The sequence below is a fragment of the Chloroflexus sp. genome, assembly GCF_034435895.1.
Classification (GTDB): Bacteria; Chloroflexota; Chloroflexia; order Chloroflexales; family Chloroflexaceae; genus Chloroflexus.
In genome coordinates this window covers 1-15,293 of the sequence record NZ_DAOTWH010000224.1, presented here as the reverse complement: position 1 = coordinate 15,293, position 15,293 = coordinate 1, and the positions used below count along the sequence as shown (strand labels likewise).

The 15,293-nt window shown below is 58.1% G+C and carries 5 protein-coding genes and 1 tRNA gene; all 6 read left to right on the top strand.

What is annotated here, in order from left to right; all coding sequences use genetic code 11:
• The 6 genes from U9R81_RS13245 to U9R81_RS13220 all read left to right on the top strand — a co-directional run bounded on the left by U9R81_RS13245 (position 1) and on the right by U9R81_RS13220 (position 14,982).
• A tRNA-Thr gene (locus U9R81_RS13245) sits at positions 1-76 on the top strand.
• 161 nt (positions 77-237) lie between these two features.
• The gene (gene uvrA, locus U9R81_RS13240; RefSeq protein ID WP_322495915.1) at positions 238-3,105 is read left to right on the top strand and encodes an excinuclease ABC subunit UvrA; all 2,868 of its coding nucleotides are present in this window, start codon (positions 238-240) and stop codon (positions 3,103-3,105) included.
• Positions 3,106-3,234: 129 nt separating this feature from the next.
• Positions 3,235-4,731, top strand: coding sequence for a multidrug transporter (locus tag U9R81_RS13235; RefSeq protein WP_322495914.1), 1,497 nt, complete (start codon positions 3,235-3,237; stop codon positions 4,729-4,731).
• A gap of 26 nt (positions 4,732-4,757) precedes the next feature.
• Positions 4,758-5,702, top strand: coding sequence for a response regulator (locus U9R81_RS13230; RefSeq protein ID WP_322495913.1), 945 nt, complete (start codon positions 4,758-4,760; stop codon positions 5,700-5,702).
• A gap of 95 nt (positions 5,703-5,797) precedes the next feature.
• The gene (locus tag U9R81_RS13225; RefSeq protein WP_322495912.1) at positions 5,798-14,149 is read left to right on the top strand and encodes a GAF domain-containing protein; all 8,352 of its coding nucleotides are present in this window, start codon (positions 5,798-5,800) and stop codon (positions 14,147-14,149) included.
• Positions 14,146-14,982: an alpha/beta hydrolase gene (locus tag U9R81_RS13220; protein ID WP_322495911.1), complete on the top strand. Its 837-nt coding sequence runs from the start codon at positions 14,146-14,148 to the stop codon at positions 14,980-14,982. Before U9R81_RS13225 ends, U9R81_RS13220 begins: the two co-directional genes overlap by 4 nt.
• Positions 14,983-15,293 lie beyond the last annotated feature (311 nt).

Genomic DNA, 15,293 nt, shown 5'->3' with positions numbered 1-15,293 from the left:
GCCAATGTAGCTCAGTCGGTAGAGCAGCTGTTTCGTAAACAGCCGGTCGCCGGTTCGAGTCCGGCCATTGGCTCCACCCGTTGCGCCCTTGCGTTGTAGAGGCCTACGTTGATGCAGGTTATCAATGTAGGCCTCAGGCTTTTTGCCGCAGATCACGGAATCCGTGGTACTATGATAATCTGCGTATTCAAGGGACATTGACAACGCGGTGCGTTGTCTGGTTGGTTAACAACACGTATGGACTGGATACGCATTCGCGGCGCGCGGACGCACAATCTCAAACACATCGACCTCGACATCCCACGCGGCAAGCTCGTCGTGTTGACTGGCGTGTCTGGTTCGGGGAAGAGTTCGCTCGCGTTCGACACCATCTTTGCCGAGGGTCAGCGCCGGTACGTCGAGAGCTTATCGGTCTATGCGCGCCAGTTACTCGGCCAGCTCGAAAAGCCTGATGTTGATCTGATCGAAGGCTTATCGCCGGCAATTGCGATCGATCAGAAGAGCGGCGCACGCAACCCTCGTTCGACGGTCGGCACCGTGACCGAGATTTACGACTTTTTGCGCCTGCTCTTTGCCCGCATTGGCCAGCCGCATTGCCCGCAGTGCTTTGCGCCGCTGCGCCGGTATACGCCCCAGCAGATGGTCGATCTGATCGTCGAGTTGCCGGCTGAGCGACGGGTGCAATTGTTGGCGCCACTGAACGGCGAAGCCGAAACAGTGCTGGCCGAGATCCGCCGGCGCGGGTTTGTCCGCGCGCGCATTGACGGCGTAGTGCGCGATCTCGATGAACCGATCCGGCTGGAAAAGTACCGTCCGCACACGATCGAAGCAGTCGTTGACCGGTTGATCATCCGCCGCACTGCCGATGACGCACCGGCGCTCGACCGGGTGCGAGTGGCCGATTCGGTGGAAACGGCGCTGAAACTGAGCGGCGGGCAGTTAATTGTCCAGATTATCGACGGCGAAGAGTTGTTGCTCAGCGAACGCTACGCTTGCCCACACCACGGCCTAATTGAGCTGGGCAAACTCGAACCGCGTGATTTTTCGTTCAATAACCCGCAAGGGGCCTGTCCAACCTGTGATGGCTTAGGCGTGGCGCCCGAAGTTGATCCGGCGCTTGTGATCCCTGACCGCAGCCTGCCGTTGATCGAGGCAATTGCACCGTGGCGCGAAGGCGATGCCGGCAGCCAGCAGTACTACCGCGATGGGCTGGTCTCATTTGCCGCGCATTTTGGCATCGACCCGCAAACCCCGGTGCAAGCGCTCGCGCCTGACATCATCAGCGCGTTACTCTACGGCACCGGCGGCGAGCCGATCACATTACGTTACCAGCTCAACGGCAAAACCCGCAGCGTTGAAACCGAATTTGAAGGCGTCATTCCCAACCTGCGCCGTCGCTTAGCCGAACAACGCACCAGCAACGAACCATCAGCGCTCGACCAATACACCACGCTGCGCACCTGCCCGGCTTGCGCCGGCGCACGCTTGCGCCCGGAAGCGCGCGCGGTCACGGTTGCTGGCGTCTCGATTGTGGACGTGCATCGGATGAATGTGGCCACGGCGTTGGCATGGGTGAGTGGCTTGCTTGAACGAACAGAACTGAGCGGGCGTGACCAGACGATCGCCCGCCCGATTGTGCATGAGATCAGCCAACGGTTGCGTTTTTTATGTGAAGTCGGCTTGCCGTATCTCACGCTTGACCGTACTGCGATTACGCTCAGCGGCGGCGAAATGCAGCGCGTGCGCTTGGCGACACAGGTCGGCGCCGGACTTTCCGGCGTGCTCTACGTGCTTGACGAACCGAGCAGCGGGTTACACCCGCGCGATCATGATCGTCTGCTGGCCACGTTGACCCACCTACGCGATCTCGGCAACAGCGTGCTGGTGGTCGAACACGATGAAGCGACGATCCGCGCCGCCGACTGGGTGGTCGATATGGGGCCGGGAGCCGGCCCGCATGGCGGCGAAGTGCTAGCGAGCGGCACGCTGGCCGAGATCATGGCAGCGTCACGTTCGCTCACCGGCCAGTACCTCAGCGGGCAACGGCGCATCCCGATCCCGGCCCAACGCCGTCCGGCCAATGGCCCGTGGCTCGAATTGCGTGGTTGCCGGGCCAACAACCTGAAGAACATTGACGTGCGCATCCCGCTCGGTTGTTTGGTGGCGGTAAGCGGAGTAAGCGGCAGTGGCAAGAGCAGCCTGATCAGCGACACGCTCGCGCCGCGCCTCAGCCACCTGCTCCACGGCGCCAAAGCGCGGGCCGGCGACCACGATGCCTTGCTTGGCGCCGAGCACCTTGACCGCGTGATCGTAGTCGATCAAAGCCCGATCGGGCGCACGCCGCGCTCGAATCCAGCCACCTACAGCCGGATTTTTGATCCGATCCGCAACCTGTTTGCCGCCACCAACGAAGCCAAAGCCCGCGGCTACGACGCAGCGCGGTTTAGCTTTAACCTCAAAGGCGGGCGCTGCGAACACTGCGCCGGCGAGGGGCTGATACAGGTCGAGATGCAATTTCTACCCGATCTCTTTGTCACGTGTGACGTTTGCGGCGGAACGCGGTATAATCGAGAGACATTGGATATTCGTTACCGCGGTCTCAATATTGCCGAGGTGCTCGATCTCACGGTGGATGAGGCGATCGATTTCTTTGCCCGCGTGCCGGCCATCGCCGAGCGGTTACAGGCGCTGCACGATGTCGGGCTTGATTATCTGAAACTCGGCCAGCCAGCGCCAACGCTGAGCGGCGGCGAAGCGCAGCGGATCAAACTAGCCGCCGAACTCAGCCGGCGTAGCAACGGACGCACCCTTTACATCTTTGATGAGCTGACCACCGGCTTGCATCTGGCCGATATTGAGCGCCTGTTAGCTGTGTTGCAACGGCTCGTCGATGCAGGCAATACTGTGCTGGTGGTCGAGCATCAAATTGATCTGATTGCGGCGGCGGATTGGGTGATCGAGTTAGGGCCGGAGGGCGGCGATCGGGGTGGTCACTTGATCGGCGCCGGCCTGCCGGAAGTGATCGCAACCACGCCGGCATCGCCAACCGGACACTATCTACGCCAGCGCTTGGGGATGGAACCCACAAGCAAACTGGCGTCCTAATGCGGTAAACGTGGTAATCCGACTGTAATCTGTACGCCTTGTGTCTACAGGAGCTACAACCTATAGTAACAACAGCACGATAAGACGGTTGGCCTATCCACACCGACAACGGCAGAAAGGACTCGCCCGATGGAGCGGATCATCCTACGCGATCCAACGCTCATACCGCCCTTCGCTGAGCCTGCCCGTGAGTTGCGCATTCTCAACAAGCCGCTTTGGCTCCTGCAGCGCGATCTAGTCAAGGCATACGGCAAGAGCGCAATTGAAATCGATCACTTAGCTGAAGTGGCCGAACTACCGGCTACCGATGAGCGGTTGATCTACCGCGATAATCTCTTTTTCAACGCAGCATTGATCGATACCTTCATGAGCGAGGCGCGGAAACGGGGCACACCGGCGCAGATTGCGTTTAAGGCGAGCAATCCGGCGACCGGCCAGAAGGGCGATCCGAGCATCGAACGCCATGCGACGCAGCTCTCGCGCCACATCCGGCGAGTTGGCGACTATTATGTCGCCGATCTCTACTACCTCCCCGCTGGGGTGAACGATCTGGCGCAGGCGCAGCCGCTGGTGATTGACACCCTTAGCCATGAGATGGGATACTACCGCATTCCCAGCTACATGGCGCACAAAGGCGATCTGACCTATCAGATTCCGATTCGGGCGTTCATCTCCATCGAAAGCTGGTTACACGTCTTGATGGCCAACGTCTTGATGGGAGTCTTTTCGTGGGCGGCTGACCTTGATACACGTATGAGCAAGGCGCGCCTGCGCAACATCCTGAAATGGACGGCGGAAGACTGGCGTCTGTTTCCGGGCAAAATCGCCTTTGCCCTCCACGCGTTCTGGGAAAAGATCAATCCGCTGGAAGAACAGTGGCGCAATCACTTTCTCGCCTCACGGGCGCTGGTCAAAGTCGGCAAACGCTGTTCGATCGATCCGACGGCCATCATTCACGGACCGACCGTGATCGGCGACGATGTCTATATTGGCCCCGGCGTTGTGATTGCTAACAGCTATATTGGCAACAATGTCAACATCATGCAAGGGTCGCAGATCATGCTGAGCGTGGTTAGCGATCGCTGCTTCTTGCCCTTCAATGCCGGCCTGTTTATGACCGTGCTGATGGAAAACAGCATGGTAGCGCAAAACAGTACGCTGCAACTGTGCGTCATCGGGCGCAACACCTTTATCGGCGCCAACAACGTCTTTACCGACTTTAATTTGCAAGGAGAACCGATCAAGATCATCCACGAAGACGTGCCGGTCGAAGTCAATATGCCGGTGCTTGGTTCGGCAGTGGGGCATAATGTCAAGCTCGGCAGCGGATTTGTGGTGTACCCCGGTCGCATGATAGAATCAAATGCTGTTATAATCTTTGACAATGAGCAAAATCTCATTCGGAAGACTGTCGCCGGCCATGATCTGAACGATATCGATGAAACAACCGGCGAGCCGCGCCGAATAATCTATCACTGGCCGAATGTCTACTATGATCCGGCTCGACCAGAGGCCAGCGTGGCCACCGAAGACGAGCCGCCGGTACACATGACAACGCTTCGTTCTAGCCAACCTGCCGGGAATGGACGCCTGCCCGAGCACATCAGTGCGAGCCAGCGGTCGTAGCCGCTGCATCGCGAGGAGAAGGCATTGTGAGCAAGGAACGCATCCTCGTCGTTGAAGATCAGCCAGATATTTCGAGCCTGCTGAAAATATACTTCACCGCACAGGGGTACGAAGTCTACACTGCGCTGCGCGGCCAGCAGGCGCTCGAGATTTGCAGCAAAACGCCGCCGAATCTGGCCTTGCTTGACGTCAATCTACCCGATATGGAGGGGTACGATGTTGGGCGGGCGTTACGCGCCAGCCCGCGCACTCGGCACATTCCGATCATTTTCTTGACGGCGCGCGGCGAACGGCGCGACCGGCTGATCGGATTGGGTGAAGTGCAAGCCCAATACTACATCGTCAAGCCCTTCGATATCGAAGAGGTGCATACGATCGTCAAGAACCAGCTCGAAGATGCGCGCCGGCGCAATCAGCTCCACCCGGTCACGAACTTGCCCACTGCAGAACTGCTCAATGACCAGCTCCGCCAATTGCTGACGGCGCCGCGGTGGGGGTTGCTCAACGTATACATTAATGGTTTCGAGACCTTTACGCGCGTCTACGGTGCGGTCGTTGGCGAAGACGTGCTGCGCTTTGTGGCATTGATGCTCAACGAAGTGGTAAGCGAAGTTGGCGACAATGAGGAATTTATCGGCCAACAGTCGGTCGGGCAGTCATTCCTCATTACTACCATTCCCGAACGGATCCAGACGATTTGTGATCGGATCATCGCCCGCTTCGACGAAGAGATCGGCCTGCACTATAATTACCGGCACCGCAAGCAAGGCTATATCGAGTTTGTTGATGACACTGGCGAGACACGGCAAGCGCCGTTGATGTCGCTCACGATCGGTGTGTTGACCAACGATGACGGCCCCTTCGCCGACATCCGCGAGCTGAGTGAGGCGGCGGAAGAGGTGCGGCAGCGAGCATTGGTGCAAGCGCGCGAACAAGGCAAGCGCAGCTTCGTAGCTTATGGTCGCTCCTGACCAAACCCGTTATGAATGGTCGAACTGCATGTTGTTGAGGCATTCCGTAGTCGCCTGTGCAGCCCAGACACATCAGCAGGAGCGATAGCGACACTATGGATACGACGATCACCGGAGCGCCCCCTCAGGGTTGGGAACTACTCGCCCAACTGGCTCTGCATAGCCAACAGCCGCTTGGCCAAACTGAGCCAGCCGAGCTATGCGCGCTGATCGGCGAGTTGCTCGAACGCCACCTTGGCGTTGGTGGTCGCTTAACCCTGCTGGCCAACGAACGCGAATTGGCAAGCGTGGTCTGGGGGCATGCGCCGCTGAATGGGACAGCGCTGGAATTACGTGATGCTACGTCGCTGTATGGCCGCTTAACGCTCACAGCTACATTCGAGGCGGCTTTTACCACTGCGCTCACCACCCAAATCACGACCCTTCTCGGCGTATGGCAACGCGCGCGCATCCACGAGCGGGGTGAGCAATTGCGCGCCCTCGGCTATACCGCGTTTGAAAACATCGGCACCGGTGATCTGACAGCGGCGCTGGCACAGTTGTGCCGGCAAGCGACGACGCTGTTGCCAGCGAAAGCGCTGGCGTTGTATTGGATTAATTTTAGTAATCAAACACTGACGCGGGCGGTCAGCAGCGCCGGCGACACTGTCTTTCCCGAACACGTTGCGATTAACGACAACGCAACGATCGAGCAAACGATCACCTTACAAACCCGTCAACACGGTGTATGGCTCACGCGCACCCCACGCCGGGATGTTCCAACCGAATGGGATCTGTTAGTTGAACCGCTTTCGGTAGGCGTTGAGTTAGTAGGGTTGCTTCTGCTGCTCAATCCCGGCCCTGAAGCTGCACAAACGATTCACTTCCTTTCCCGCCCGCTTGCCCTGCTGCTCCATACCACGAAGCTCCAGCAACACGAAAGCCGCCACGCGCGCGAGATCTTCGTGCTGTACGAGAACAGTCTGGAAATCGGGTCGGGGGTGGTGTTCGAAGAGACGATCGCCCACGCGACCGAGAATATGGCGCTAGCGCTTGAGGCAAATTTTGGGGCGATCTATCTCATTGATCCGAACCAGCCGCGCCAACTACAAACCATCGCCGTCTACAGCGAGCATGCCAGCGGAGTGAGCGGGTTTGAGCGGATCAAGCTGGCGCCGGCCTTGCAGGCGCTGAGCGAGCGTAACGATCCGGTGTTACTTGCAGAAACGAATGTTGAGGCCAAGAGCAACCCGATCGCGGCGCATGCAGCGACCTTTGGCTGCCGCAGTGTGTGGCTGACGCCGTTGCGGAGCAAGGATCAGTTTGTCGGCCTGTTGGCGATGGGATATGCAGCCCCGGCCCACATGCTTGACCAGATTGAACGGAATCTGCTGCAAGTGCTGAGTGCGCAGATTGCGACGACCGTCCAACACCGCCGGCTCTACGATGCCGCCCAACAGCGCGCCGGTGAGCTCGAACGGTTGCAACAGATTAGTGAACGCTTGGCAGCAGATCTCTCACTGGATGAAACGCTGGAGTCAACTTTAGCCGGCGCAGCGAAATTGGCGCGATTTAGCGGCGGGCGGATTACGCTCTTCGACGAACGCAACCAGCGCCTGCGCGTTGCTTGCCAGCAGGGGCTGTGTTGCCGGGTGGGTGATGAGGGCGATACGCTCAGCTCGTGGGTGGCCCGCCACCAGCGACCGCTGCGGATCGATGAACTCAGCCTGCCGCCAGCGTGGCTAGGTACGCTCGACGATATGAGCGGGTTGATGTTAAGCAGCAACCTGCCGGCGCGCAGCTATCTAGGCATTCCGTTACGCAGCGGCAACACCCTGCTTGGTGCGTTAGAGCTTGTCTCAGCCCAACCCAACGGCTTCAATGCTGAAGATGAACGGTTGTTGGGCATCTTGGCCAGCCAATCGGCGCGCGCCATCGCCAATGCCAGCCGGTTTGCCCAAGTGGATAGCAGCCTGCGGTTGCGCATCGAACAACTGCGCGCGCTGCAACGGATCGGCAGCCAACTGGCGATTACGCTCAACCAAAATGAAATCCTTGCCTTTGTGCTCGAACAGGCCCTCCGCGCGACCGGTGCCAGTCATGGTCTGATCGCGTTGCGCATTAACCCGGCCAATGCCCAAAATAGCAACTCGTCGCTAGCCGAACTGCTGACCCAATCGTTGATTGAAGAGATTGAAGCGGAAGCAAGTGTATTCCTGATTGTCGAAGTGATTGGCTACACGCCGCCGCTGCGCAGCCGGCTCATTAGCAGTACGCTTGGCCAAGCGGTGCTTACTGCGCAAGAAGCGCTGACCAAGCGCGAGGCCGCCTTAAGCGACTATCTCAGCGAAGGCGAGCGCGAGGCATTACTGTGCCCGAATGCGAATTCAGCGCTGGCTGCGCCCATCTTCTATCAGGGCAACGTGTATGGTCTCGTCTTGCTGCTGGCCGAACAGTCACGCCATTTCGATTACGAAGCGGTCGAATTCCTGCGTGCTCTGACGCATCAGGCTGCTATCGGCATCGGCAATGCCCAACACTACCTCGAGCTGGAGCACATGGCGAAGATGCTCCAGCGCCGGGCCGATATTCTCAATGACGTATTGGAAATTGGGCAGGCGCTGCGCGCCGACCAGTCATTGGCGAGCCTGCTCGAACAGATTGGCTATAGCATTATCGAAGCGGTCGGGCTGCGCACCGTGCTCTTCTGCCTCACCCGGCCAGATCAGACTGATTATCTCTATCTCGAGGCGGCAGCCGGCATCCCGCTCAGCGAGCAAGCAAATCTGGCCCAACACCCATTGCCGCTCACACTGGCTACCCGCTACCTTGATCCACGCTTCCGGTTAGGACGGACGTACTTTATTCCGGCAGACGAAGCACGAGCACTGGAAGCGGGATTCGATATCAGCATCTTTGATTATCATCCATTCGTGGATGAGCGCAGCGGTAATGAATGGCAACTCGAAGACCGGCTCTGCGTGCCGCTCTACTCAACCGATGGTATGTTATTGGGGATGATCTTCGCTAGCGACACCGAAGATCGCCAGCGCCCAACGGCCCGCATGGTTGAGCCACTCGAGATTTTCGCCGATCAGGCCGCGATTGCGATTGAAAACCACCTCTTGCTCCGCGAAGCGCGCGACCGGGCCGAAGAGATGGCGGCACTGTTCCACGTCGGCGCAGCAGCCACCTCTACCACCGACCTTGATACGCTGCTCGAACGGGTGTATCAAGAGATTGTCGCGTTCCTTGGCACGCCGGACTTCTTCTATATTGCCAGCTACAATTCTGAGCAAGCGACGGTACGGTTTGAACTGTTCAAGCAGCACGGCACGACGTTGGCTGAATATCACAAACGTACGGCGCCGAAAGCAGGCTTAACCGCCAAGATTATTGACGAGGGCAAACCATTACGGATCGACGATCTGCTGCATAGCAGCTTGCACGAACAAGCCCAGATCTTGGTGAGTGAAGGCCGGCAAGTGCGTTCGTGGATCGGCGTGCCGCTGATCAGTAAAGGCGCCGTGATCGGCGTGCTGTCGGTGCAGAGTGAAACCGCCGGCGCCTTTACCGAACGCACACTCCGCTTCTTGGCGGGATCGGCCAACCAACTCGCGATTGCGCTGGAAAATGCGCGCTTGTTTGCCGAACGCGAGCAGCGCATTACCGAGCTGAACAGTATTAACCGCATTGGGCAGACCATTGCCTCGACGCTCGATCAGCGGCAGATGCTGCGCGATGTGTACCATCACCTGCGCAGCTTCCTCAGCCTCGATTCCTTCGTTGCTTACCTGTATGACCCGGAAAGCGACGAGATGACCTTCTGCTACGAGGTGGATGAAGGGATCGAGTCTGTGACCGAACAACGCGAGCCGCCAAAGCCGGGTAGTTTGACTGCGCATATCATTCGTACGCGGCAGCCTCTCCAGTTTGTTAATCTGGCAGACGAAGCCGATCAAGCAGGCTTCCGTCCAGTCAAGTTTGGATCCGAGCGTGAATCGGCAGCTTGGTTGGGGGTACCGCTATTGATTGGTGATCAGACGGTGGTCGGCGTGTTGGCTGTGATGAGCTATACCCCCGGCATCTACCATGAACGCGAATGCGCATTTCTGACCACCGTCGCCAACCAATTAGCGCTGGGAGTACAGAACGCCCGGTTGTTGGAACGAGCACGGGCGCAGGTCGAGCAATTGGCCCTCATTAATCGCGTTGCGGCTACCACGAACGCCCTGACTGATTTGCAGGCGATCTACCAAGAGATCGTCAATGCAATGGCAGCCGCCACCGGGGTTGATCAGGCGCGGATGGTGATCTACGACCGCGAAAGCGGGTATGCGCCGGTCGTTGCTGAATATGTCGAGAGCGGCCTTCTCGATCAGCTTCGGATCCAACTGTTTGACAACCCCTCGGTTGACTGGCTTGACCGTGAGAAACGACCGCTCGTTTCTGAAGACGCGCAGAACGACCCGCTCTTTGCGCCAACTCATCAGACGTTCCGCGAGCTTGATATTCGGTCGATCGGAATTATTCCGATTATCCTCAATGATGAAGTGATTGGCGCAATCGGGCTCGACTTCGTCGGACGGCAGGGCACCTTCTCGCCGCAGGTTCTTGAGCTGTGCCAAACGCTTGCCAACCAGACCAGCACTGTGATCGCGCGCGCGCGCGCCACCATCGAAGCGCAGCGAAGCGCTGAGGCAACTCGCCAGAAGGTCAGCGAGCTGTCAACATTGCTCGACGCGGCGCGCATTCTCTCATCGCTGCTGCGCCCGCAAGAGGTGCTCAATAAGTTGATGGAGCTGGTCACCCGGCAATTGAACGTCACTACGGTAGCACTTTGGACAATCAGCGAGGGGAATGTCCTTGTTCCTGCGGCAGTTGACGGTATTCCATCCGAGCAGGGGCGCTCGATGCGGGTACCGATTGGGCAGGGTTTTACCGGAAAGGTGGCCGAAACCGGCCAGCCGTTGATTATTGAAGATGTCAACGAGCAGGGAGGATCACTCTACCCCAATTACCAGCAGCGCAACAACCTGATCTCATTTATGGGTGTGCCGGTGATCTACCGCGAGCAGATCATCGGCGTGCTCAGTGTGATGACCAATTACCGGCGCCAGTTTACCAACGATGAAATGCTGCTGCTGGCCGGTCTGGCCGATCAGGCGGCTACGGCGCTCGAAAATGCCCGCCTGTTTGAAGAACGCGAGCAGCGCATCTCTGAGCTGACAATCATTAACCGGATTAGCGCAGCGGTTAATGCCTCGCTTGACATCTACGAATTGATCGAACGGCTACATCAGGGGATCAGCGAGATCATTGACACCAGCACCTCGCTGATTGCCCTATACGATGAAGCAAGCAATACGCTCAGCTATCCTATCGCCTACGACCGGGGCGAGCGTGTCTGGCTTGAACCGCGACCGCTTGGCGGCGGCATAAACTGTTGGGTTATTCGCAACCGGCGTCCGCTGTTATTAAGCACGGCTGCGGCAGCGCGGGCAATGGGCTTGCTGATTGACCAAGGACGAAATGGTGACGATACAGAGATTGAAGAGTCGTATTTGGTCGTACCCATTATCTATGGTGACCAAGTGTTAGGCGTGGTCAATATTCAGAGCTACGCCCAACACGCCTTCGATGAGAACGATCTGCGCTTTGTCACCACCGTCACCAATCAAGCAGCGGTAGCCCTCAACAATGCCCGTCTGTTTAGCGAAACGCGCCAAAACGCAAGCGAAATGAGCACCCTGTTCGAGGTGTCACAGAATCTGTCCGGCACCCTTGATCCAGACACCATCCAGATGCTCATCGCCGATGCAGCCGTGCGTCTGCTGCGCGCTGAACTTGGCGCAGTGATCCGGATCGACCGGCGGGGGAATATCGAACGGCAGGTCTTGATCGATGGATATGAGTTTCGGGAAGATCTCCACGTTGAATTCCGCCGTAGCGGTCTGACGACGGCACTGTTACAGCGCGACCAGCCGATCGCGATTAGCGATCTGGCCGAAATTGAAAATGGCGACCATCACGCGATAAAACTCGGCGTGCGCAGCGCAATTGGCATTGCAGTCGGCCCCAGCGAAGAGCGGCTGGCAGCGATCTGGGTGGGTATGCGCACCCCGCACGAATGGACTCACCACCAGATCTCGCTGCTCTCAATTTTGGCCAATCAAGCCGCGCAGGCGCTCAAGAGCGCGCAGCTCTTCGCGATTGAGCAGAAACGGCGCCGCCAAGCCGATATGCTGCGCGAAGTGGCGCAGTCGTTTACGTCTACCTTAGCGTTGCGCGAAATTCAGACGCTGGTGCTCAGCCAATTGCAGCGGATTGTGCGGTACGATAGCGCAGCTATGCTGCTGCGTGATGAGGGCTATGGCGATCTCCGCGTGGTCGAGGCGTATGGCTTTGGGCCAACGATACCCTTAAATGACAGTATTGCCCTCGAAGCAAGCAGCCTCTTCCAGACCATGGCGATCGAACACCAGCCAATACTGATCGCCGACACGCAAAGCGACCCGCGCTTTAGCGATCTGCGCCGGCTCGGGTGGAGCGACGGTTCGTGGATCGGTGCGCCGCTGCTGGTGGACAATGAGCTGGTTGGCGTCCTGACCATTAGTATCAATGAACCAGACGCATACGATGAAGAGGCACTGGCGGTCACGTTTACCATTGCCAGCCAAGCGAGCCAAGCGATCCAGAATGCGCGCCTGTTCGATCAGATTAGCAATCTGGCTGCCGATCTGGATGCGCGGGTGCGCGAGCGCACGGCTGAACTTGAGGAAGCCACTCGCTTGCTGTCAGAGGAGAAAGAGCGGCTTGAAGCCGTGAACCGGATTACGCTCGAGCTAACCACCCAGCTTGATCTCAACCTCATCATTCAACGCGCGCTTGAACTGATCTCGGAAAATCTTGAGATTGAACGCGGCTCGCTGATGCTGCGCGATCCGGTGACTGATGCGCTGGTATGTCGCGCCGTTCTCCGAGGTCGTGGCAATGTCGAGGGGGCGAATATCCCATTACGCTTCTCAGATGGGACTGAAGGTTTGGCCAGCTGGATTATGCGCTATCTCGAACCGGTCAATATCCCTGATGTCGATCACGATCCACGCTGGCTGAAAGAACCCGGTCGCGCCGATGATGTGCGCTCGGTCGCCGGCGTGCCATTGCAAACCAGCGATACCGCGATCGGTGTGCTGATTCTGTCAAGCCCGCAACGAAACTACTTCAGCGACTCGCAAATGAATCTGCTGGGCACGATCGCGAGCGTCGTCGCCTCGGCGGTCAATAATGCGCAGCTTTACGGCTTTATTAACGATCTGGCGCTCCGCAACGCAATACTACTCGAAGAGCAGCGCGAAGAGTCGTCAAAGAGCGCGGCGGTGTTCCGCTCGATGACTGAAGGCGTGATCGTGCTCGATCCGCAGCAGAAAATTACGCTCTTCAATCCGGCGGCTGAACAGGTGCTGGAGATTGCTGCTGACCAAGTGCGCGGCCAACCACTGTCCCGTCTGGCTGAGGTCGGTGAAGATGAAGCAAGCCGGCGGCGTGGCCAAGCAATCTACAATGGCATTCTGTATGGCTTGCGCCGGATGCGAGAGACGCAAAGCATCTTTAGCACATCGGTTGACTTAACCGATCCTACGCAGGTGATTGCGATCAATATCGCGCCGGTGCGCAGCCCTGATGGCCAGCATTATGGCGAAGTGGCGGTGTTGCGTGATATTACGCGCGAGATCGAGGCGGATAAAGAGAAGCGCCAGTTTATTTCAGACGTCAGCCACGAGCTGCGTACGCCGCTCACCGCGATCAAGGGTTATGTCGATGTGCTGTTGCTGACGGCCAGCCATAACCTGACTCCCGATCAGCTCAACTACCTGAATATCATCAAGAATAACACTAACCGGTTACGCGCCCTGATCGAAGATATTCTGGAGTTCTCGCGGCCTGACTCGAAGAAGAAGTTGACCTTTACGCAGGTTGACATCCCAACGGTCATTGATGAAGTGGTGCAGTCGCTGCGGCTCGAGTATGAGCGCAAGGGGATGACGGTGCGAATCGACGCCTCACCCGCTCTGCCATACGTGATCGCCGATCCGAAGCGAGTGGGCCAGATCATCTTCAACCTCTTCTCAAACGCGGTGAAATACACCTACGAGGGCGGCTCGATTACGGTACGGGCTTTCGTGAACCGGGCCAATATGATACAGATCGAGGTGGAAGACACCGGCGTCGGTATGTCGCCTGAGCAATTAAAGAAACTCTTCCGGCCCTTCTACCGCGCCGATAACCCACTACGCGATGTGGCCGGCGGCACTGGGTTAGGGTTGAGCATCGCGAAGCAACTGGTTGAGATGCACGGCGGCGAGATCTGGGTGACAAGCGAGCTAGGCAAGGGCAGCACCTTCTCGTTCGCGATCCCGTTGCGACAGGCGGCCAATAACACTAATAACGAGGAGGTGGAACTATGAGCGTCATCCACCTCGATAACCGCCTCGCCCATTATGAGGTCTTTGGCCGTGGCCAACCGATCATCTTCCTGCATAGCTGGATGGGATCGTGGCGCTATTGGGTGCCGATTATGGATATCGCCTCTGAGCGGAATCGCGCCTACGCTTTCGACTTCTGGGGCTTTGGCGAGAGTGACCGCCGCGGCGATCAATTTACCGTCAGCACCTATGTCGAAATGCTGCTGCAGTTTATGAATCGCCTCGGCATTGCCCGCGCCACCTTGGTAGGGCACGGTATGGGGGGGATGGTGGCAATCCTCGCGGCGCATCAATACCCTGAACGGTTTAACCGGCTGCTGACGGTGGCGACGCCGCTGCACGGGCAGGTGCTGGCGCAGCATATCAAGCCGGGCACGCTGTCGCGCTTGTTGGGAATGAACACGACGCAGAATGGCTGGGCGCGGATGGTGCGTTCGTTGCAGGTGGCCGATGCTGAAATTCAGCACGAGATTGAAGAAGATACGGCCAGTTTGAGCGAAAAGGTGCTCAATCAGGTACATGAATCGCTCTTAGAGACGGATCTGCGCCCGCGGATTATTTCGTTGCAAACGCCGTTGCTGGCGGTGTACGGCGGCAAAGACCCGATCGTCAATCCGGCTCATGCCGCCTTTCTCAATGAACTGGCTGAACGCCCGATCCAGTTGTTGGTGCTGCCGAAGGCTAGCCACTTCCCCTTCCTCGAACAGGCGAATACCTTTAGCCGGCTGTTGCTCGATTTCTTGGTCTCGCAGGGAACGGCGATTGAGATCAAGGAGGAGTGGCGGCGGCGAGTCAATCAGCGCGAATATCTGTAACGCAACGACGCCGAGGGGTGATGAGCAGAAACGGGGCATTGCCACGTATGGCAATCACCGAGCGTTCAGTGCAGTAAAGCGAAGCAATCTCCTGTTCCCCATTTGTCATTGCGAGCCGAGCGAAGCGAGGCGAAGCAATCCCCCGCGAGTGCGGCAGCAATGCCTGAGTGAATGCGTTCCGCTCAAGCGGGAGATTGCTTCGGGGGCTACGCCCCCGCGCAATGACACCTAAACCCATGCCCCGCGCAATGACAACAGGACAGCGGGCGATAGGTTACCCTCACCCCCAACCCCTCTCCCGCAATGCGGGA